We start from the raw sequence: 18,517 nt of genomic DNA, 5'->3' as shown, positions 1-18,517 counted from the left end.
GCCACCTTCGGGCCTGTGTGCTGCCACGGCATTCCCGTCGGCCGGCCATCCCTTCAATTTCCGGATCCCTGGATGCTCACCATGAATCACAGTCTTCCCTGGGTCGCCGAGAGGGTGCGACGCTTTCGCGAGTCCGACGCTGAGTTCGAACGCTGGGCCCGTGGCTATGGGCCCATCGTCCACAATGAGCTCACGCAACTTCGTGTTCACGATCTCGCGCAAGTTCTCGTCGCCGAAGGAAAGGCGAGCAATGCCGCGGCGGTCTATCGGACGTTGTGGGCCGCAGACCGCCTGACCGTTGCCGGTATGTGGCTGACGGTGCACATGACCTATGCCGCCAGCGTCTATCCCGATGGGCGCGAGCTGGCGGCGGAGGACTTCAAGGAGACGCCCGAAGGCCACACCGGAGGCTCGTTGAACATCGTGCCAGCCTATGTCGGCTACCTCACGGCCAATGCACTCAGTGGCCTGACCCGGAGCTGGCTGATGGGCCAGGGGCATTGCGTGGCCGGCATTGATGCCTGCAACCTGCTGGTGGGCAACATGACGCCGCGCCATGCCGAGCGCTACAACCGCACGGAAAGCGGCCTGACCCGTTTCGCTCGCGACTTCTACAGCTATGCGATCGACGCGGCCGGCCGGCCGGCATCCCCGCTCGGCAGCCATGTCGGGACGAACACGGCCGGCGGCCTGTCCGAGGGCGGCTACCTCGGCTTCGCCGAACTGCAGTATGTGCACATGCCTCTGCCTGGTGAGCGCCTGGTGGTGTTCCTCAGCGACGGTGCGTTCGAGGAGCAGCGCGGGAGCGACTGGGCACCGCGGTGGTGGCGAGCTGAAGACTGCGGCTTCGTCGCCCCCTTCATGATCCTGAATGGCCGGCGCATCGAGCAGCGCAGCACGATGCAACAGCAAGGCGGGCAGGAGTGGTTCCATGAGCACTTGCGCCTGAACGGCTTCGACCCGATGGAGATCGACGGTACGGACCCGGCGGCGTTCGCGTGGGCCGTGCATGCCATGGAGGAAAGACTCGCAGCCTGCGCGGCAGCGGTCGCGACCGGGAGCATCCACTATCCCGTTCCGCTGCACTACACGATCGCCGAGGCACCCAAGGGATTCGGCTTTCCCGGCGCTGGGACTAATGCCGCGCACAACCTGCCGCTGGACGGCAATCCCCGCATCGACCCGTGCGCGCGGCAGCAGTTCAACGAGGGTGCCCGTGCCTTGTTCGTGCCCGCCGATGAACTCGACGAGGCCTTGGCCGTGCTCTGCCGGCATGAAGAACAGCACCGGGCTCTTGAGCGTGACCACCCGCTTGCCCACAGGTGCGTCGACGCGCCCACGTTTCCCGAGCCCCGTTGGCACGCTATCGGTGGAGGCGAGGTCGCGCCGATGGCGGCGTTGGACATGGCGTTTGTCGACATCGTCAAGGCCAATCCCCGGCTGCGCCCGCGCGTCGGCAACCCCGACGAATTGCGCAGCAACCGCATGGGACAGACCTTGGACCTGCTGAAGCATCGCGTCTTCATTCCCGAGCCCGGCCTGGCTGAGGCGGTGGACGGCGCCGTGATCACGGCTCTCAACGAAGAGGCTGTGGTCAGCGCGGCGCTTGGCAACAAGGGCGGCATCAATCTCGTGGTGTCCTACGAGGCCTTCGCGGTCAAGATGCTCGGTGCGCTGCGCCAGGAGATCCTGTTTGCCCGCCACCAGGCCGAGGCCGGTGTGCCCCCGGGCTGGCTGTCGGTCGTCACCGTGGCGACGTCGCATACCTGGGAGAACGGCAAGAACGAGCAATCGCACCAGGATCCGACGCTGGCCGAGGCGCTGCTCGGCGAGATGTCCGACACGGCGCGCGTGATGTTCCCGGTTGATGCCAACAGCGCCACAGCAGCGCTGCGCGCAGCTTACGCCACCCATGGCCAGCTTTGGACCTTCGTCGTCCCCAAGCGGCCGATGGCGAGCCTGCTGACTGGCGAGTCGGCGGAGCGTCTCGTGTCACAGGGCGCTTGCGTCGTGAAGGCTTGCGACGCGCCGGACGTGCTGTTGATTGCGATCGGTGCCTACCAGCTTCAGCAGGCGCTGCGGGCAGCCGAGCGTCTCGACGCCCGTGGGCATCGCACGGCGGTCACCTGCGTCATAGAACCCGGCCGCTTCCGGATGCCGCGCGATGCGCGCGAGCGGGAGTTCGTGGCAGACGACGCCACGCGGCAGCGGCTGTTCCCTGCTGAGGCCGGCGTGCGCATCATCGCGTCCCATATGCGGCCCGAGCCGACACTCGGCGTACTGCGCGCCATCGACACCGGGCCACGGAAGACCCGCGCGCTGGGCTACATCTCTCGCGGCGGCACGCTCGATGTGCCGGGCATGCTGTTCGCCAACCGCAGCACCTGGGCGCATATCGTGGCAGAGGCGGCAGATGCCCTCTGCATTGATCCGGCCAGCATTCTTGGTGTCGAGGAATTGGCCGCGGTGCGTGGTGACGGTGATCCGCGCAGTGTGATGGCGGCCTCATGATGCCCCAGCCGACGCGCCAAGCCATCGTTCGCACTGACCGGGCGACGAAGATCTACCAGCGCGACAGCATCCCGGTTCCGGCGCTGCACGAGACCAGCGTCCAGATCATGGAGGGCGACTTCGTCGCCCTGGTCGGACCGTCGGGCTCCGGCAAGACGACGCTGCTCAACCTGATCGGGGGGCTAGACCGCCCGACCAGCGGCCGCATCTGGATCGGAGACCAAGAGATCGGCGCGCTCGGCCGCAAGGCGCTGGCCGAGGTTCGGCTGCGCCGCATCGGCTTCGTCTTCCAGGAATACAACCTGGTGCCCGTGCTCTCCGCGCTGGAGAACGTGGAGTACGTGATGCTGCTGCAGGGCGTGGAGGAAAGCCGGCGGCGTTCCGAAGCGCTGCGGCTGCTGCATGCGCTTGGGCTTGAAGGCATGGAGCACCGCCGGCCGAACGAACTGTCGGGTGGTCAGCAGCAGCGTGTCGCGGTGGCCCGGGCCATCGCCGCCCGGCCCGCGATCGTGCTGCCGGACGAGCCGACGGCCAATCTCGACTCGGCCTCCGGTGCGGCCCTGATGGACCTGATGCGCAGGATCAACGAGGAGCAGGGCACGACCTTCGTGTTCTCGACGCACGATCCGATGGTGGTTGAGCGAGCGCGCCGCGTCATCCGGCTGCGCGATGGCCGAATCGAGGCCGATGAACGGAAGCCGGTCTCATGATCTGGACGTTGGCCTCGCGCAATGTGATGCGCAACAGGCGTCGCTCCGTCATCACGGTGCTGTCGATCGCTGTTGGGCTGGCCGCGCTGACCTTCCTGTGGGGCTTCGTCGACGGCATGAACCGGCAGATGGTGAACAACACCACCCGCTACTTTGCAGCCGACCTTCAGCTGCACCTGAAGGGTTACCACGACGACCCCAGTCTGGACCGGGCGATCGAGACAGGCGCACGTCTTCTGGATCAGGTCACGGCCGACCCCTCGGTGGTGGCCGCGACGCTGCGTCTTGAGACCACTGTGCTGGCGAGCCGCGCAGATCGATCTCGGGGCATCATGGCTTTCGGCGTTGATACGGCGGGGGAGGCCCGTGTCACGGATCTGTTCAAAGCCATCGTCGACGGCCGCGGCTTCAATGGCACTGGAGATAGCGGTGTACTGATCGGCGAGGGGATGGCCGAGGCGCTGGCGCTGCGGGCCGGAGACGAGCTGGTGCTTGTGGGACAGGCCTTCGATGGCTCTGTGGCCAGTGCACGCGTTCCGGTTCGCGGCGTTTTCCGCACCAAGATCGACGACCTGGACGGCTACGTGGCCGTGATGCCCATGGCAGCGATGCGGGAGTTTCTCTCCGCGCCGGATGCCGCTACCGCGGTGGCGGTACGCCTGCGCGATCGCGGCGCGATGGGCGCGGCCGAACAGTCGCTTTCCGCTCGAGCGGGCGGCGCGTACGAGGTGATCGGCTGGCCTGTATTGCTGCCCATGGTGGCGATCAGCATCCGCTTCCACGAGGTCATGGGCTTCGTCGTTCTGACGATCTTCTTCGTGATGGTCGCCGCCGGCGTGGCCAATCCGGTGCTGATGGCCGTTCTCGAGCGCACCCGCGAGTTCGGCATCATGCTGGCGCTCGGCACCACCCAGTCGATGCTGTTCCGCCTCGTTGTCGCCGAGGCGCTGTTGCTTGGAGCGGCAGGTCTGCTGCTCGGCAATATCGTCGGGGTCGGCACGACGGCGGCTTTTGGGCGCGCAGGCATCGATCTGGGCGCCTTCGAGGCCGGCCTACGAGCGATGCCTGGCCTGGCCGATGTCATATATCCCGTCGTTCGAGCCGATCGCAGCCTGGTCATTTCGCTGCTGGTCCTGCTGATCGCGTTGGTCATGGCGCTGTATCCAGCCTTTCGCGCCGCAACGCTTGAGCCTGTTGCCGCGATCCGCGGCGTTGGCGAGAGAGCCTTCGGCCGTCGGCGCGAGCGGCAGGGTGCTTCGCGCAAGTCGATCCTGCCAGTTTTCGCCCGGATTGCCGGCCGCAACCTGCTGCGCAATCGCAAGCGCAGCGCGATCACGGTCTTCGGGGCTTCCTTCGCCATCGTCGCCTACGTATTCCTCTACGGCTTCTTCGATGGCTTCGGCGAACAGCTGGTCGACAACTCGACGCGCTACGTCACCGGTCATCTGCAGATCGAGCGCGAAGGTCTTCGGCGCGACCTGGCGCCGGAACTCGCCTTCGATGGTTCCGCCGCACTGGCCGCCGTGCGCGATCAGCCCGGCATCCTGGCGGCGGCACCTCGGGTGCAGGCTCAAGCCCTCGCCACCAGTGCGACGAAGTCCTTGGGAGTCTTGCTGTACGGGGTCGATCCGGCGCTCGAACGTGGCATCACCATCCTGCACCGGACGTTTGTGGAAGGGCGCGCGCTGGAGCAGGGCGCGGACCGCGACATCGTCATCGGCCGACGCCTGGCCGAGAAGCTGGGTATCCGGCTGGGCGAGAAGTTGGTCCTGATGGCGCCGGGGTTGGCCGGCGAGCTGGGTACTGCAGCCTTCCGGGTGCGCGGCATCTTCGCCACCGAAAGCAGCGCGTTCGACGGTGCGATGGTCTTCGTCACGCTGGCAGCGTCGCAGCGCATGCTGGGCCTTGGCCAGCGCGTCTCGTCAATCAATCTGCGGCTGTCGGACCGTGCCGATGTGGATGCTGCGGCCGCGCGCCTGGCACCTGGGCTGGCGAAGGCGGGCCTGATCGCGTCAACGTGGCCACGCTTGCTTCCTCGTGTGGCCGACATGCTTGGACTGGTCCGCTCCATCCGTACGGTCATCGTCGCGGTCTTCTTCCTGGTGGTGGCGCTGGCGGTCATGAACACCGTCTTCATGGCGGTGGCGGAGCGCACGCGCGAGTTCGGCGTGATGATGGCCCTGGGCACGCCACCCGACGCCATCGTGCGCATGGTGGTCTACGAAACGGTGGCGTTGATGCTTGTGGCCTCTGCAATCGGCTATGCGGTCGGTGCGGCGGTTGTCGCGCTGTTTGGCACCATCGGGTTGGATCTGTCGGGCTTCTACCGTGACTACAGCGCCATTCCGGGGCTGACAGGCATCGTCTACCCGCGGTTGGTCGCCGGCAACCTGGTGGGCCCCGGGGTCGGCCTCTTCATGGCGAGCGTGGCCGTGTCGCTGTATCCGGCGGTGCGTGCAGCCAGGCTCGACCCAAGTGCGGCAATCAGGCACGGCTGAGCATGAGCCGACCGCGCAACACTCGCTGGCGCGTGGCCCTGCTGGCAGCCGGGCTGATCGGTGGCATGGCCGCTTCGCCTGCCCGGGCCCTGGAATGGTCGGGCAGCCTCAAATCCATCGGCCTGCGGTCCAGGGCCTCGACGGGGGAGCCGTACCTACTGAACCTGAATCGGCTGCGCATCGAAGCCAAGGGTGATCTGATGCCGGGCGTGGCAGTCGACCTGCAGTACGACAACGAAGTGCTGTTGGGCAGCTATCTTGACAGTACAGACTTCCACGCCCAGAAGGATGTGCCGCCGGCACAGTATTGGCGGGCCGATGCGAACTACGTTGAACGCGGCGACGTTTATGGGCGCCATTGGGTGCACCGGGGCGCACTCACGCTGAGCCGTTGGGACATCGATCTTCGGCTTGGACGCCAGCGCATCGCCTGGGGAACGGGCCGGTTCTGGAGTCCGCTGGACATCCTGAATCCGGTGAATCCCCTGGCGCTGGAGCGCGAGGAGCGAGTGGGCGTCGATGCTGCATTGCTCGAAGCGAAACTCGGGCCGCTGGCCCGTGCGTCCTTTGTCTACGCCCCGTCGCCCCTGCGCGGTTCCGCCAACCGGGCGTTGCAGTGGCACGGCAACATGGCGGGCGTGGACGGCTCCATCGTGGGGGGGCACCTGGCAGGGCTGAAGATTCTCGGCACGGACATCGCCAGCCAGATCGGCAATGCCGGCGTGCGGGCGGAGGCCGCCAGGCTCACCCCGCAGGCTGGGCCAGGATTCAGCCGGTGGATGGTGGGCGCTGACTATGCCTTCGCCAACGGGCTCACGCTGAGCGCGGAGCTGTACGGAAACGGGGCCGGTTCCCGGGATCTCGCGTCTTACGACTGGGTCGGGCTGCGCGCAGGACGGATCACCAGTCTGGCGACGCGCTACGCCGGTTTGTACGCGTCCTATGACATCACGCCATTGCTGAAATGGTCGACCTATGTCGCCGTCAACGTCGATGACCGCAGCCGTGGGCTCGACACCCGCCTGGTGTGGTCGTGGCGGGCAGACGTGGAACTGACCGTGGGCCTGCGGTCTTTCGGGGGCGGCCCCCGCAGCGAGCACGGCCGGATGCCAGGCGCCGCCCTCGCGCAGGCTCAGTGGTTCTTTTGACGCCCTGACAAAACCGTCATCTTGCCGACGGTTTGCCGTTCAGCGCTGCTTCCTAGAGTCCTGTTCATGAAGCGAACACCGAGTGATGCGATCCCCGCAGCGCCGGTGCTTCATGTCGGAGATCATCATGTCCAAGTTCAAGTCCTTTGGTACCGCTGCCATCCTGCTGAGCGCATCAGTCCTCGCCTCCGCGACTACTCAACCCGATACCTTTAACAACGGGCGTTCGTGGTATGGAGGTCCGAACAGCGCCGAGCAGGCCACGCGAGTCGTTGACGTGAACAGCGTCGAGGCCATCAACGCCAAGTGCGGTGACACCATCACCTTTCGAAATGGCGACAAGACCTTCACCTGGCGCTTCGACGTTGTCAGTCATCGTGCTGTCGATTTTCGAAAGGTCGCGCCTGCCGGCTTCGCGAGCAAGGAACTGGTGGTGTACGTCAGCCGCAACGACACAGAGCGAAACTGATTGATCGATTCGGCGCGTCGCTCCAGCTATGGTGAGTGAAGGCGCCGACGGGCTTCTTCGCGCCTTGCTCGCTCAGTATCAGAACATCAGCCATCCCATCAAGAACCAGTTGCCGTTGTCTTTGGCATTGCGGCCGAATCCGTCGTAGTCAACCGTTCCACCATTGAACTTGCGATAGGCCGTGTGTCTCAGGGCCAGCTTGACGTTCTCGACCGGAAAGTAGTCGAACTCGGCAATCCAGCCCGTGGTGTCTGGTCTGCCGTTGATGCTGCCCATGCCTGGACCCATCCCGTAGCGCATGGGGTCCATTGACCCACGGGTCGAGAAGATCTGCAGCCCCCCGCCCAGCATATGGCGATAAAGATAGTGTGCGGTGATTCGATAGGTCTTGAGGGTGTTGCCTTCGTTGGTCGCCATGCCTTGTGCGACGCTGGCCACCAGGCGTTGGCGCTCCTGCATGTATAGCACCTGACTAGAGAAAGCGTGTTCGCCATCGACGTACTGGTACTGGGCGTCGATGGCGATATCGCGAAATCTGTCGCTGGCCATCGCTGGGTCGTTGGGATCCATCAGCACCCGGGCATTCAGACCAAGGACGCCCGCTGAAACGCTATGGGCTCCGAAATCGCGCTGAAGTGCGAGGCGCCAGTAGGGTGCGTATCCATCGACGACGTGTGTCTTCTCCACGCCCAAGCCCAGCGGCCTCATCACCCCGGACTTCGCAGACCGGTAGATGCCAGCCTCGGCGTACACAAGGTTGTCGAACAGCGCATAGCCTGTGATTCCGCCGACCTGCGAGTTCAGTTGCATGTCGAGCATGGTGCTGGCAATTGGCATCACGCCCGCGGAATCGACGTGGGGAAAGCTCCACATCGGGGTGCTATTCCAAACGTCGGTGAGAGTCGGCGCGTTGTTGAGCGTCACCCCGAACAGCAGCTCGCGTCCGCCTGCCACCTCGGTGGAGTCCGCAAACCGCAAGTCGGCCATCTCGACGCCCCATCGGCGTTCGATCCCGTCGTAGCTGTACTGGACCATGGCACCGGTGCGTTCGTTGATCCGTCCCGCGTAGTAGACGCCGGCTGTCTGCGCGATGGCCTGTCGATCTCGCGGCAGCATCTCGGCGTCAACCCCTGAGGTGCTCTCGGTGGATGTGCGCGTGACCAGTAGGAGCGCAGACACCGGAAGGTTCGCCGGGAAGGGAGCCTCAGCATTCGCGTTGCCCAGCGTGTAGCCGCGCAGTTTGAACTGGTGCCCGAAGCTGTTCAGCTGCGGGAATGCGGTATGGCAGCCGGCACACTGCATGCCGGTCTGGCGCGCGAAGCTTGGGACTGCTTGGGCGGTCTGCGGTGCGAGCAGCAGGAGCCCAGAGAGCAGGAAACAAAGCTGCAGAGTGAACCGAGCTAGGGGTGGAATCCGATACGCAAAGGCCATGATTGTCTCCGTAATCATGTTGCTAGACGCATGGACTGCTGAAGTGGCAGCTTCGGTAATGTCATTGCTTCGGCACGACGGGTCCTTGCGCCACATCAAACCTAGCCAATGCGGATGGCGCCTCCGTCAGGTCGATAAAGGGCGGTCGACTGGACATTGGCGACGTGGGTCGGCTTGGTCCAGGCGGCAAGCCCTGCAGTCAGGCCATGCTTGGCTGAGTTCGTACGCGGAAATGCCAGGCCACGATCACGCTGAGCAGGGCGGCAAAGAAGCACCACACGGAAATGAACCAGGTCGCGTAGAACGCGTATGCCGCGACTGCAGAAGCGAACGCGGCGGCGCCGAAGACCTTGACGCGGCGATGGCTGGAAAACATCAGGCTGACGCTGGTCCCGATGAGGTAGAGCGCCATCGTCGCCAGAACGTAGAAGTGCGGCGAGTCATAGAGGATGTGATGACCGGTGACGCGCGCGACGATGGGCACGCGGACCATCGTCGCAAGCAGGTAGAGGCCGACCAGTGACCCGGCCACCGCGATGGCTATGAGGATGCGCCGCCGCAACGGGTGATCCTCCATCGCGAGCGCGGCCAACGGCACGTAGATAGGCCACAGCACATGAGAAAACAACGAGTAGCCCTGGGTGAGCCATGCGTTCAGCGCCGGTGCCCGGTCCGGGAAGGTCAGCCACAGGGCGCCCTCCAGCAATTGCTGCAGCGCGAACAGCAGAGGAATCAGCGCATAGGGCATTTCGCGGCGAGAGCGCGCCTGCCGCACCGTGACGGCGCCGATCACCAGCAGCACGGCGCCGGCGGTGAAGCTGGCTTCGGCGGAGAAACACATTAGCGGGATTCCTTGGTCGGTAGTGTGGGTTGGTGCCGGATACGGGACAGGAGCGCGCCCATATCCTGCAATTGACGTTGGCTGCGCTGCAGCAGGCGATCCGGAAAATACGACGTGGCCCAGGAGTACACGAGGTACTTGGCGAGCTTGCCCATCCATAGCGCGAGGATCACCTCGCCGACCGGCAGTCGCGAGATGGCGGCAAATATCAGCGCCGGCGTCAGTGGCAGCGGAAGGGCCGCGATGACCAGAAGGCTGCCGACCCCGTAGCGGGTGAGCCAGTCGGTTGCATCCCGCCAAGCCGTTGATTGCACGATATCGGGGTAGCTGGCGAAAAAGCGGTTCCAGCCCAGATGGTGGAACACCAGGTACAGGACCAGTGCTCCGGCCGCTGCACCCATGCTGGCGCCGCAGGCAATGGCGATCCAGCGTCGCGGCGCCAACAGCACCGCTGCAACCAGGAGGCCAGCAAACGGCACCGACATCGACAGCGTGGCTGCGGCTGCGGCCCCGGCCACCACAAGGGGAAAGGCCGGCCGGTCGGCGCGTGCCGACAGCGCGCGCAACAGGCGGTTTTCTATCGTCCTGCGCAGCATCGGTCGGCAATCAACGCTTGCGAACCGCAGGCCGCTGCCCGAGTTCGACAAGAACTGTGGTGGCCTCTCGCCCGCGCAGGACCTTGAACTGCGCTTGGCTGCCGGGCTTGATGGCCGCCGTTTCGTTGATCAGCGCCGCGGTGTCGGGAATCTCCTTGCCATTGATTGCCAGCACGGTATCGCCGGCCCTCAGTCCGGCTTGGTCCGTTGGCCCGTCCCGTTGCACAGCCACCAGCGCCGCACCGGCGGCCGCACCGGTGGTTTCATGGATCACGTCTCGAGCGCTTACACCCAGCCAGCCGCGGCTGACGCGGCCGGTCGCGATGATCTGCTCCATGACCTGGCGTGCCAGGCTCACCGGAATCGCGAAGCCGATGCCCTGAGAGCCTCCGCTGCGCGAGTAGATCGCCGTGTTGATGCCCACCAGGTGGCCCGAGGTGTCGACCAGTGCGCCGCCAGAGTTGCCTGGATTGATCGCTGCGTCGGTCTGGATGAAGTTCTCGAAGGTGTTGATGCCCAGGCGGTTGCGGCCGGTGGCGCTGACGATGCCTTGAGTCACCGTCTGGCCGACGCCGAAGGGGTCACCCACCGCGAGCACCACGTCCCCCACCTGCACAGAGGCGGGGTCGGCGAAGGTGATCGGCTGCAGCCCCGCGATCTCGACGCGAAGCACCGCGAGGTCGGACTCGGGATCGGTGCCGACGACGCGGGCCTCCGCCACCTTTTCGCCCGGCAGCATGACCGCGATCTCGTCGGCGCCCTCGACCACATGGTTGTTGGTCAAGATATAGCCCTGCGCGGCGACGATCACTCCCGACCCGAGGCTCGACGCCCCCTGTGTCGCCCCGTCCTCACCGCCGTCGGGACGTAGCCAGTTCGGCAGCCGGCGTGGCGGAGTCTTCCGGGTGTAGATGTTCACCACCGAGGCTGAGGCCTTGGCGGCGGCTGTGCGGAAGCCGCCCTCCAGGCTCGCAGTTGCAACCCTGTTTTGAATCGAGGCTACAGACGCAGGGTGTGGGGCCTCCTGTACCGAGACGACGTCAGGGGCGGGCGATGGGCCGGCCGGAGCGGGCCCCAGAGCACGCCAGGCGAGCAACACCCCAACCGCAATGGTGATTGCTTGAGCGAGAACCAGCCAGAGACTGCGCAGGACCGACGGGCCGCCGGGGCTGTAGTCGCGGTTCATGCGGCTCATCTCCCCAGCAGGTCCTCGATCGCGCGCGCTAGCGGCGCCACGACGCTGATGCCGTTCGAGGCATGCGGTACGGTGTCACAGGTGATGACAGCCTTCGGACCGGCTGCGCGCAGTTCGGCGTAGGCGCCCGGCGCGAACAACGCGTGAACGCCGATGCACAAGGGCGGCGCCAACCCGACGCGGCGCACGCTGCCGACGGCCTGGATCATCGTCCGCGCGCTGGAGACGATGTCATCCACCAAGACCGGCTGTCGGTCACTCCAGCCAGAGACGTCGGGCAAGCTGACCTCGACGTCGCGGTCGCCGCGGCGGGTCTTCTGCAGCACCGTGAACGGTGCGCCGCAGCCCTCGGCAACCTCCGAGACCCACTGCTCACTTTCGTCGTCGGGGCCGATCAGCAGCGGCCGTTCGACATTTGCACGGATCCAATCGGCGATGGGCGAGGCGGCGTGCACCACGCGCGTTGGCATGCGGTAGATCTCATCCAGCGAGTGATAGCGGTGCAGGTGCGGGTCGACGGTTGCCAGGCCGTCGAAAGCATTGGACAGCAATGCCGCGTAGGTGCGCGAGGTGATTGCTTCGCCCGCGTGGAAGCGCCGGTCCTGGCGCAGATAGGCAAGGTAGGGGGCGGCGAGCAGTACGCGAGAGGCGCCCAGGTCGCGCGCCGCATCTGCGGCGAACAGCAGGGGCAAGGTGATGTCGTCCGGGCGAGCCAGGCTGGCCACGAGAACGACTTCGCGACCCGCCACGTCCGCGTCGAGCCGCACCAGCGATTCCCCGTCGGGGAAGCGATGCAACGACAGCGCGCCAAGGTCGGCGCGAACTGCATCGACAAACGAATCGGCAAATACTTCGTCACCTGGCAGGTGGAAGACGAGGGGGCTCATTGACTTTCTCCGGTCGGCGAAATCTGGAAGATCGGCGGACGCGAGGCCACATAGCTCATTGCGTAGGCGAGTTCGCCGGGCGCCTGGGAATGGAGCGTGAAAAGCGCCTGTCCCTTTTCGACGTACTCACCCAGGCGGGCATGCACATCGATCCCGGCCGCCGGCGCGGTCGGCGCGCCCGCCAGCTTCGCGGCGCGCGCCAGCACGCGGTTGTCGACGCTCACGATCCGTCCTGACGCATGGGCATCGACTGCCTGGCGGTGAGGTGCAACCGGGATCTCGCGCATGCCGCCCTGGGCAGCGCAGATGTCCTGGAAGCGCGCCCAGGCTCGACCATCTGCCAGCACCTGGTTCGCAAGCGTCAGTCCGCTGCCCGCTGGCACCACGCCGCCCATCTCGAGGATGTCGCCAGCCAGGCACAGTGCGCGTTGGCGCAGGTCGTCGGGCGCGTTGGCCGCACCCTGCAGAACGGCCAGCACGTCGCGAGCTTCCAGGGCTGGGCCAATCCCGCGGCCCACCGGCTGCTCGCCGTCGGTCAACCGCAGGGACACGTGCAAGCCGATCGCTGCGCCGACTTCCTGCAACCGGCGTCCGAGCGACGTCGCCGCCGCCTCACTTCGGACCTTGGCGGTCCGGCCCACCGGCAGGTCGATGAGGACATGCGTCGATCCCGCCGCGGCCTTCTTGGACAGCACCGAGGCCACGAGCTGACCCTCGCTATCCAGGTCCAGCGGGCGCTCGACACGGATCAACACATCGTCGGCCGGACTCAGGCGCACGGAGCCGCCCCAGACGATGCAGGCGCCCGTGCGTTCTACGGCACGCCGCATGCTGGCGATGTCGAGATCCACCGGTGCCAGGACTTCCATCGTGTCTGCCGTACCTGCCGGCGAGGTGATGGCGCGGGAGGAGGTCTTGGGGATCGTGAGGCCGCAAGCCGCCACGATGGGCACTACCAGCAGGGTCGTGCGATTGCCGGGCAAGCCACCCACGCAATGCTTGTCCACGACGGGCTGGCGGCCCCAGTCGATGCGGTCGCCGGCAGCGATCATGGCCTTGGTAAGCGACACCGTCTCTGCCAGGTCCAGCCGGTCTCCAGCACAGGCAGTCACGAAGGTCGCGAGGTGAAGGTCCGAATAGCGCCCGGCTGCCACGTCGGAGATCACTTCTGCAAATTCTGTATCGCCGAGCTTGTGCCCGTAGACCTTTGCGCGGACATGACTGAGCGAATACAGCGGCGGCGCGTGGCTGACGGTGATCGGCTCGCCCGGCTGTGCACCCAGGGCAGCCCAGGCGGACTCGGACAGGCCAGCATCACCGCTCGACAACCATTCGGCTTCAACGACGCTGAGGGTCGCCACGATGCTTCTTTGCCCGGCCGCGCTCAGCAGCACCCGCGCCTGCGTAGTAAAGCCCTCGGAGCGGCAGGCAGGGCAGTCTCGTCGCATGTAGACGACGAACTCCTGATACGTGTCGATGCCCGTGCGCCAGGCGCGCAAGGTGTTGTCGCCTTGCATGACTGAATGTGATCCCAAGCTCATGCGAGCTCCACCGTTTGCAGGTATTCGGGCACAGCGACCGGCCAAGCCAGTTGGTGCTCGATCTTTGCGCGCAAAGCGTCGGCTGCCGATGGCTCGCCATGGGTCACAAAAGTCCGCTGCGGGGGCTGCTTGAAGCCACGCAGCCAGGCCAGGATTTCCTCGGCATCTGCATGGGCCGAGAGGTTGTCGATCGATGCCACCTCGGCCCGGATCGGGACATCCTGGCCATGGATGCGCACGCTCGGGGCACCGCCGACGATGGCGGCACCACGCGTGCCGCCGGCCTGGTAGCCTGCAAACAGGATGGTGTTGCGCCTGTCCGGTGCGAACGCCTTCAGGTGGTGTACGACGCGCCCGCCTGTCGCCATGCCGCTGGCGGAAATGATGACCATGGGGCCGCGTCGCGCGCTCAGGGCCATGGAGTCGGTGGCCTTGTTCACGATGGTCGCCGCGTGGCACATGCCTTCGCACTCCTCGGGTGACAGGCGGTGCTCCGCGCGATGGGCGTGGTAGAGGCGCGTGGCGTCCGTCGCCATGGGACTGTCAAGGTAGACCGGCAGGTTGTGGATGCGGCCCTCCTGCTTGAGCTGATAGATCGCATACAAGAGGCTTTGGGCCCTGCCCACCGCAAAGGCCGGGATGACCACGACGCCGGCCCGCGCGGCGGTCCGATTGATCACCGTGGCGAGCACCTCCAGCGCATCGGACGGCTCGTGCCGGCGGTCGCCGTAAGTTGACTCCACCAGCAGATAGTCGGCGCCATCGAGCTGCACCGGTGGGCGCAGCACCGGGTCGTTGGGGCGGCCGATGTCGCCCGAGAAGAGCACGGAGCGCTGGCCGTCGTCAAGGCGAACGAAGGCCGAACCCAGCATATGTCCGGAGGGTTCGAGGCGGGCGATGAGGCCGGGCAGCGCCTCGAAGTCCTCGGAGAAGGGGCGTGGTGCGAAGAGATGTAGGCAGCGTTCGGCATCCTCGCGTGTGTACAAGGGCAGCGCCGGCTGGTGCTTGGAAAAGCCATGGCGGTTGGCGTACTCCGCTTCCTCCTCCTGCAGATGGCCGCTGTCGGGCAAGAGGATCTTGCAGAGTTCGTGCGTGGCGGATGTGCAGTAGATCTTGCCGCGGAAGCCCTGGCGCGCCAGCATCGGCACGTAGCCGCTGTGGTCGATGTGGGCATGCGTCAGCACGATCGCATCGATGGCACTCGCCGCGACGGGCAGCGGCTCCCAGTTGCGCAGCCTGAGCTGCTTGAAGCCCTGGAACAGGCCGCAATCCACCAGCAGTGTCGAGTCGCCGTGGCGCAGAAGGTATTTCGAGCCGGTCACCGTACCGGTGGCGCCGAGGAACTGAAGTTGCATAAGAGTCTCCAATCAGAGCAGCAGGGGCGAATCGGGCAGCTCGTTGCGGCCGTCCGCGTTCGGGGGGAAGTGGCGCATCAACAAGTGGCTGACGGCCGCGATGCCATCCATGGTGCCGGCCTCGAAGCGCCCGGCCGCGAACTGGGACTCCATGCTTCGGCAGATCCGCTGCCAGACGCCGGAATCGCAGCAGGCATGAATGCCCCGGTCGACGACGATCTCGACGGCGTGGTCGGCCAGCAGCAGGTAAACCAGCACGCCGCTGTTGTGCTCGGTGTCCCAGATGCGCAGATGGGCGAACAGTTCCAGCGCGCGGTCGCGTGGCGATTGGTCTCGCCAGAGCGGGGCGCCGTCCAGCGCCCCTTCGACCACGAAGCGCAACTGGCCGCTGTGCTCGGCTTCGCTATGGCGGATCGCCTCTTGGATGGCGGCCAGCGTGTGCGCGGGAAAGGCCCGGCGCAACTGGCGGTCGGTGCTCGCCAAGTGGCGAACGATGCGTCGAAAGTTCATGTCACCACCTTCCCGAGGCGCCGCCGCCGCCAAAGCCGCCGCCACCTCCGCGGAAACCGCCACCACCAGCTCCGGGCCAGCCTCCGCCGCGATGATGGCCGTAGGTGCCGCCGTGGCCGCCCATACCGATGCCAAGCAGCGTGACGAGGAACCCGGCCAGGCCGGCAACACCTGCAATGGCGAGCGTGCCAACGACCAGCCAGGCTCCGACGCCCAGCAGGCCGCCGACAACAACCGCGCCGGGCAGGCGGCCGAACATCTGCCGCGCGACCCCGCCCAGAAACAACGCCATGACGAACAGGAAGGGCCAGGACTGGCCGATGTCATTCGCTGTGCCGCGCGCTCGCCTTTGGGCAGCGGGCAGGGGCTCGCCGTCGACCACCCGCATGACCTGATCGATGCCGCTGGCGATGCCTGCATAGAAGTCGCCCTGGCGAAAACGCGGCGTGATGGTCTCGTCAATGATCCGCCGTGCCACGACGTCGCTCAGCGTCCCCTCGATGCCATAGCCGACCTCGATACGCACGGCGCGATCGTCCTTGGCGACGAGGAGCAGCGCGCCGTCATCCACCTTGCGCCTGCCGAGCTTCCACTGCTCGACGACCCGAAGGGCGTACTGCTCGATCGCCTCCGGCCGCGTGGACCGCACCATCAGCACCGCGATCTGGACACCCTTGCGTTCCTCGAATGCGCGGAGTTGAGCGTCCAAAGCCGCGATCCGCTCGGCAGACAGTGTTCCGGTCAGGTCGGTGACGCGCGTTTGCAGCGGTGGGATGGCGACGAGTTCCTGGGCAGCTGCCAGCGTCACCAACAGACAAAGAAGCCAGACGAGCAAAATGCGGGGCGGCCGCAGCGTGCCGGGGCGCCGAAATGCTGCGGTAGCCATGATCAACGACTGGCGGCGGGCGCCGGGCCGCCGAAATCGACCTTGGGCGGGGTGGCGAGGGACTTCTCGTCGGCGACGGTGAAGTTCTGTTTGACGGGGTAGCTGAACAGCATCGCCGTCAGATTGGTGGGAAAGCTGCGCGTCAGCACGTTGTAGTCCTGCACGGCCTTCACGAAGCGCCCCCGTGCAACCGTGATGCGGTTCTCGGTGCCTTCGAGCTGCGCCCGCAGATCCTGGAAGGCCTGGTTGGCCTTCAGCTGCGGATAGTTCTCACTGACGACCAGCAGCCTGCTCAGGGCGCCCGACAGCTCGCCTTGAGCGGCCTGGAACTTCTGGAACGCTTCCGGGTTGTTGACCAGCTCTGGGGTTGCTTGGATGGAGGTGGCCTTGGCTCGCGCCTCGACCACCTTGGTGAGCGTCTCCTGTTCGAAGTTCGTCTCCCCCTTCACCGTCGCGACGACGTTCGGGATCAGGTCGGCGCGCCGCTGGTACTGGTTCAGCACCTCGGACCAGGCCGATTTGGTCTGCTCGTCGAGTCGCTGGAACTCGTTGTAGCCGCATCCGGTCAAAGCCAGCAACAACGCCGCCAGTAGGGCCTGCAGAACGATTCTCATGGTGTGAACTCCGTGGATGTAGAGGAGGGGGACTGGGGTGGGGGAGCAAGCCTGGCCGGCCACCAACCCGAACGGATCAGCACGGCGGCCAGAATCACCAGCAAGGGAAGGGCGAGCCACGCGAAGCTGTCCTGGGCAATGGCGCCGAAGAGCCAGCCCATGGCCGCGGAACCGAGCGTCTGTCCGAGGCCCGCGGCAGCGGCCAGGCCGCCCATGGCCACACCAAGTCGGTGGCGTGCCGAGGTGGCGGCGAGGTAGGAGACGGTCGGGAGCACGATGCCCGTGCCGGCGGCGGTGAAGCTCACGCCGAGATACATCCAGGCCTCGTTGGCGTGGCGGGCCAGCATGCCCAGCCCGGCGGCGGCCAGCACCATGCCCGCGCCCATGACCCTGCGGGGATCTGCACGTTCGAGCAGGCCGGTGAAGAAGAGCAGCGCGTTGATGGCGAGCATGACCAGACTGCATTCGGCGAACATCAGCGAGATGTCGCGTGAAGACAGTTCCGGATGCTGCTCACCCTGGAGCACGATGCCGAGCTCGAAACCGGCGAGCACGAACATCACCGCGCCGTTGATCAGCCAAAGAGTGGCCGACTGCCCCCCGACTTCTCGGTCGCGTTCTGGCTGTTCGCTCACCTTGCTGGAGGGCGCGCTTGGGAGCGTGAGGACCAGTCCGAGCATCATCAGCGCGCCAAGCGCGGCCGACAGGCCGATGACGAGGGGCGCCGGGGACCAAGCCGGTCCTCCGCCGAAGGCGGCAAGGCGAGCGAGCCGGTCCGCGGCGGCGTTCAGTCCGGGACCGAAGAGGAAGCCCAGCAGGGACATTGCTCCCAGCCAGGCGAATCGCCGGGCTCGCGCCGATGGCGGCGTGTGTTCGGCGACAAGCGCCGGCACCATGGGGACCACGGCGGCGACGAAGAAGCCGGTCGCGCCCCGTAGCGCATAGATCCCGATTACGCCAGCCCATGTTGGCTGCAGCAGCGAGACCAAGCTGGCCACATAGCCGAGCAGCCCAAGCAGCAGCACGCGTGCACGTCCAAAACGATCGGAGAGCAATCCCCACAGCGGTGCACCGACGAGGACACCCGCTGTGTAGATACCACTGAGATAGCCGACATGGCGTGAAACCGAAGTCGGGTCGTTGTCGGTCATCAGGGGACGCAGCCAGCCCGGCAGCAGCGGCATCAAGGCACCGTAGCCGGCCGACACGACGAACACGGCCGCGGCCAGCCATGCCAGCTGCATGCGCCTCAGGTCGCCAGGCGACGTGTTCGCTAACGGGATGGAGGTCAGCGTGGCCATGTCCGGTCGTGATGTCAGATGGCG

16 protein-coding genes are annotated in these 18,517 nt (G+C 66.1%); 5 read left to right on the top strand and 11 right to left on the bottom strand.

From position 1 onward, the window contains the following. Window positions 1–81 precede the first annotated feature (81 nt). The 5 genes from CDO81_RS25890 (at window position 82) to CDO81_RS25870 (ending at window position 7,336) form a co-directional block, all read left to right on the top strand. Complete coding sequence (locus tag CDO81_RS25890; protein WP_088486191.1) at window positions 82–2,511, top strand: phosphoketolase family protein; 2,430 nt, start codon at window positions 82–84, stop codon at window positions 2,509–2,511. Then, window positions 2,508–3,221, top strand: a complete 714-nt coding sequence (locus CDO81_RS25885; protein ID WP_241517165.1) for an ABC transporter ATP-binding protein — start codon at window positions 2,508–2,510, stop codon at window positions 3,219–3,221. Before CDO81_RS25890 ends, CDO81_RS25885 begins: the two co-directional genes overlap by 4 nt. Continuing rightward, window positions 3,218–5,719, top strand: a complete 2,502-nt coding sequence (locus CDO81_RS25880) for an ABC transporter permease (protein WP_088486150.1) — start codon at window positions 3,218–3,220, stop codon at window positions 5,717–5,719. Before CDO81_RS25885 ends, CDO81_RS25880 begins: the two co-directional genes overlap by 4 nt. A gap of 32 nt (window positions 5,720–5,751) precedes the next feature. After that, on the top strand, window positions 5,752–6,867 hold the full coding sequence (locus CDO81_RS25875) for a hypothetical protein (protein ID WP_158218435.1): 1,116 nt from the start codon (window positions 5,752–5,754) through the stop codon (window positions 6,865–6,867). Window positions 6,868–6,994: 127 nt separating this feature from the next. Beyond that, window positions 6,995–7,336 (top strand): CzcE family metal-binding protein, encoded by a 342-nt coding sequence (locus tag CDO81_RS25870; RefSeq protein WP_088486189.1) that lies wholly within the window; start codon window positions 6,995–6,997, stop codon window positions 7,334–7,336. Between the two features lie 78 nt (window positions 7,337–7,414). Here the strand turns inward: CDO81_RS25870 and CDO81_RS25865 are convergent, their stop codons facing one another. From CDO81_RS25865 to CDO81_RS25815, 11 genes are all read right to left on the bottom strand, one after another. Further along, window positions 7,415–8,767 carry a cytochrome C gene (locus CDO81_RS25865; RefSeq protein ID WP_206602179.1) on the bottom strand — a complete coding sequence of 451 codons (1,353 nt, stop codon included), beginning with the start codon at window positions 8,765–8,767 and terminating at the stop codon, window positions 7,415–7,417. A gap of 199 nt (window positions 8,768–8,966) precedes the next feature. Next, window positions 8,967–9,608: a DUF6629 family protein gene (locus tag CDO81_RS25860; protein WP_088486148.1), complete on the bottom strand. Its 642-nt coding sequence runs from the start codon at window positions 9,606–9,608 to the stop codon at window positions 8,967–8,969. After that, the gene (locus tag CDO81_RS25855; RefSeq protein ID WP_088486147.1) at window positions 9,608–10,204 is read right to left on the bottom strand and encodes a VTT domain-containing protein; all 597 of its coding nucleotides are present in this window, start codon (window positions 10,202–10,204) and stop codon (window positions 9,608–9,610) included. The genes CDO81_RS25860 and CDO81_RS25855 overlap by 1 nt, the downstream gene beginning before the upstream one ends. 10 nt (window positions 10,205–10,214) lie before the next feature. After that, window positions 10,215–11,390: a S1C family serine protease gene (locus tag CDO81_RS25850; protein ID WP_088486187.1), complete on the bottom strand. Its 1,176-nt coding sequence runs from the start codon at window positions 11,388–11,390 to the stop codon at window positions 10,215–10,217. A gap of 5 nt (window positions 11,391–11,395) precedes the next feature. Next, the gene (locus CDO81_RS25845) at window positions 11,396–12,286 is read right to left on the bottom strand and encodes a ribose-phosphate pyrophosphokinase (protein WP_088486146.1); all 891 of its coding nucleotides are present in this window, start codon (window positions 12,284–12,286) and stop codon (window positions 11,396–11,398) included. Then, the gene (locus CDO81_RS25840; protein ID WP_241517164.1) at window positions 12,283–13,803 is read right to left on the bottom strand and encodes a thymidine phosphorylase family protein; all 1,521 of its coding nucleotides are present in this window, start codon (window positions 13,801–13,803) and stop codon (window positions 12,283–12,285) included. Before CDO81_RS25840 ends, CDO81_RS25845 begins: the two co-directional genes overlap by 4 nt. A gap of 20 nt (window positions 13,804–13,823) precedes the next feature. Beyond that, complete coding sequence (locus CDO81_RS25835) at window positions 13,824–15,182, bottom strand: MBL fold metallo-hydrolase RNA specificity domain-containing protein (protein WP_088486144.1); 1,359 nt, start codon at window positions 15,180–15,182, stop codon at window positions 13,824–13,826. A 12-nt stretch (window positions 15,183–15,194) separates the two neighbouring features. After that, window positions 15,195–15,692, bottom strand: a complete 498-nt coding sequence (locus CDO81_RS25830) for a TPM domain-containing protein (RefSeq protein WP_088486143.1) — start codon at window positions 15,690–15,692, stop codon at window positions 15,195–15,197. 1 nt (window position 15,693) lies between these two features. Further along, on the bottom strand, window positions 15,694–16,578 hold the full coding sequence (locus CDO81_RS25825) for a TPM domain-containing protein (RefSeq protein WP_088486142.1): 885 nt from the start codon (window positions 16,576–16,578) through the stop codon (window positions 15,694–15,696). 2 nt (window positions 16,579–16,580) lie between these two features. Continuing rightward, entirely contained in the window at window positions 16,581–17,192 is a 612-nt protein-coding gene (locus CDO81_RS25820; RefSeq protein WP_088486141.1) for a LemA family protein, read from the bottom strand. Next, complete coding sequence (locus CDO81_RS25815) at window positions 17,189–18,493, bottom strand: MFS transporter (RefSeq protein WP_088486140.1); 1,305 nt, start codon at window positions 18,491–18,493, stop codon at window positions 17,189–17,191. Before CDO81_RS25815 ends, CDO81_RS25820 begins: the two co-directional genes overlap by 4 nt. Between the last annotated feature and the right edge of the window lie 24 nt (window positions 18,494–18,517).

The sequence above is a fragment of the Roseateles puraquae genome, from assembly GCF_002205845.1.
Lineage (GTDB): Bacteria > Pseudomonadota > Gammaproteobacteria > Burkholderiales > Burkholderiaceae_C > Pelomonas > Pelomonas puraquae.
Note: the sequence above shows the minus strand (reverse complement) of the source record. Positions and strands in the feature narration are given on the sequence as shown.

What these genes read in the sequence shown, in the direction of transcription:
- CDO81_RS25825 (WP_088486142.1), bottom strand. Translation starts at nt 16,578, where the DNA reads ATGGCTACCGCAGCATTTCGGCGCCCCGGCACGCTGCGGCCGCCCCGC.
- CDO81_RS25830 (WP_088486143.1), bottom strand. Translation starts at nt 15,692, where the DNA reads ATGAACTTTCGACGCATCGTTCGCCACTTGGCGAGCACCGACCGCCAG.
- CDO81_RS25870 (WP_088486189.1), top strand. Translation starts at nt 6,995, where the DNA reads ATGTCCAAGTTCAAGTCCTTTGGTACCGCTGCCATCCTGCTGAGCGCA.
- CDO81_RS25855 (WP_088486147.1), bottom strand. Translation starts at nt 10,204, where the DNA reads ATGCTGCGCAGGACGATAGAAAACCGCCTGTTGCGCGCGCTGTCGGCA.
- CDO81_RS25860 (WP_088486148.1), bottom strand. Translation starts at nt 9,608, where the DNA reads ATGTGTTTCTCCGCCGAAGCCAGCTTCACCGCCGGCGCCGTGCTGCTG.
- CDO81_RS25890 (WP_088486191.1), top strand. Translation starts at nt 82, where the DNA reads ATGAATCACAGTCTTCCCTGGGTCGCCGAGAGGGTGCGACGCTTTCGC.
- CDO81_RS25880 (WP_088486150.1), top strand. Translation starts at nt 3,218, where the DNA reads ATGATCTGGACGTTGGCCTCGCGCAATGTGATGCGCAACAGGCGTCGC.
- CDO81_RS25850 (WP_088486187.1), bottom strand. Translation starts at nt 11,390, where the DNA reads ATGAACCGCGACTACAGCCCCGGCGGCCCGTCGGTCCTGCGCAGTCTC.
- CDO81_RS25835 (WP_088486144.1), bottom strand. Translation starts at nt 15,182, where the DNA reads ATGCAACTTCAGTTCCTCGGCGCCACCGGTACGGTGACCGGCTCGAAA.
- CDO81_RS25865 (WP_206602179.1), bottom strand. Translation starts at nt 8,767, where the DNA reads ATGGCCTTTGCGTATCGGATTCCACCCCTAGCTCGGTTCACTCTGCAG.
- CDO81_RS25815 (WP_088486140.1), bottom strand. Translation starts at nt 18,493, where the DNA reads ATGGCCACGCTGACCTCCATCCCGTTAGCGAACACGTCGCCTGGCGAC.
- CDO81_RS25840 (WP_241517164.1), bottom strand. Translation starts at nt 13,803, where the DNA reads ATGCAAGGCGACAACACCTTGCGCGCCTGGCGCACGGGCATCGACACG.
- CDO81_RS25820 (WP_088486141.1), bottom strand. Translation starts at nt 17,192, where the DNA reads ATGAGAATCGTTCTGCAGGCCCTACTGGCGGCGTTGTTGCTGGCTTTG.
- CDO81_RS25885 (WP_241517165.1), top strand. Translation starts at nt 2,508, where the DNA reads ATGATGCCCCAGCCGACGCGCCAAGCCATCGTTCGCACTGACCGGGCG.
- CDO81_RS25845 (WP_088486146.1), bottom strand. Translation starts at nt 12,286, where the DNA reads ATGAGCCCCCTCGTCTTCCACCTGCCAGGTGACGAAGTATTTGCCGAT.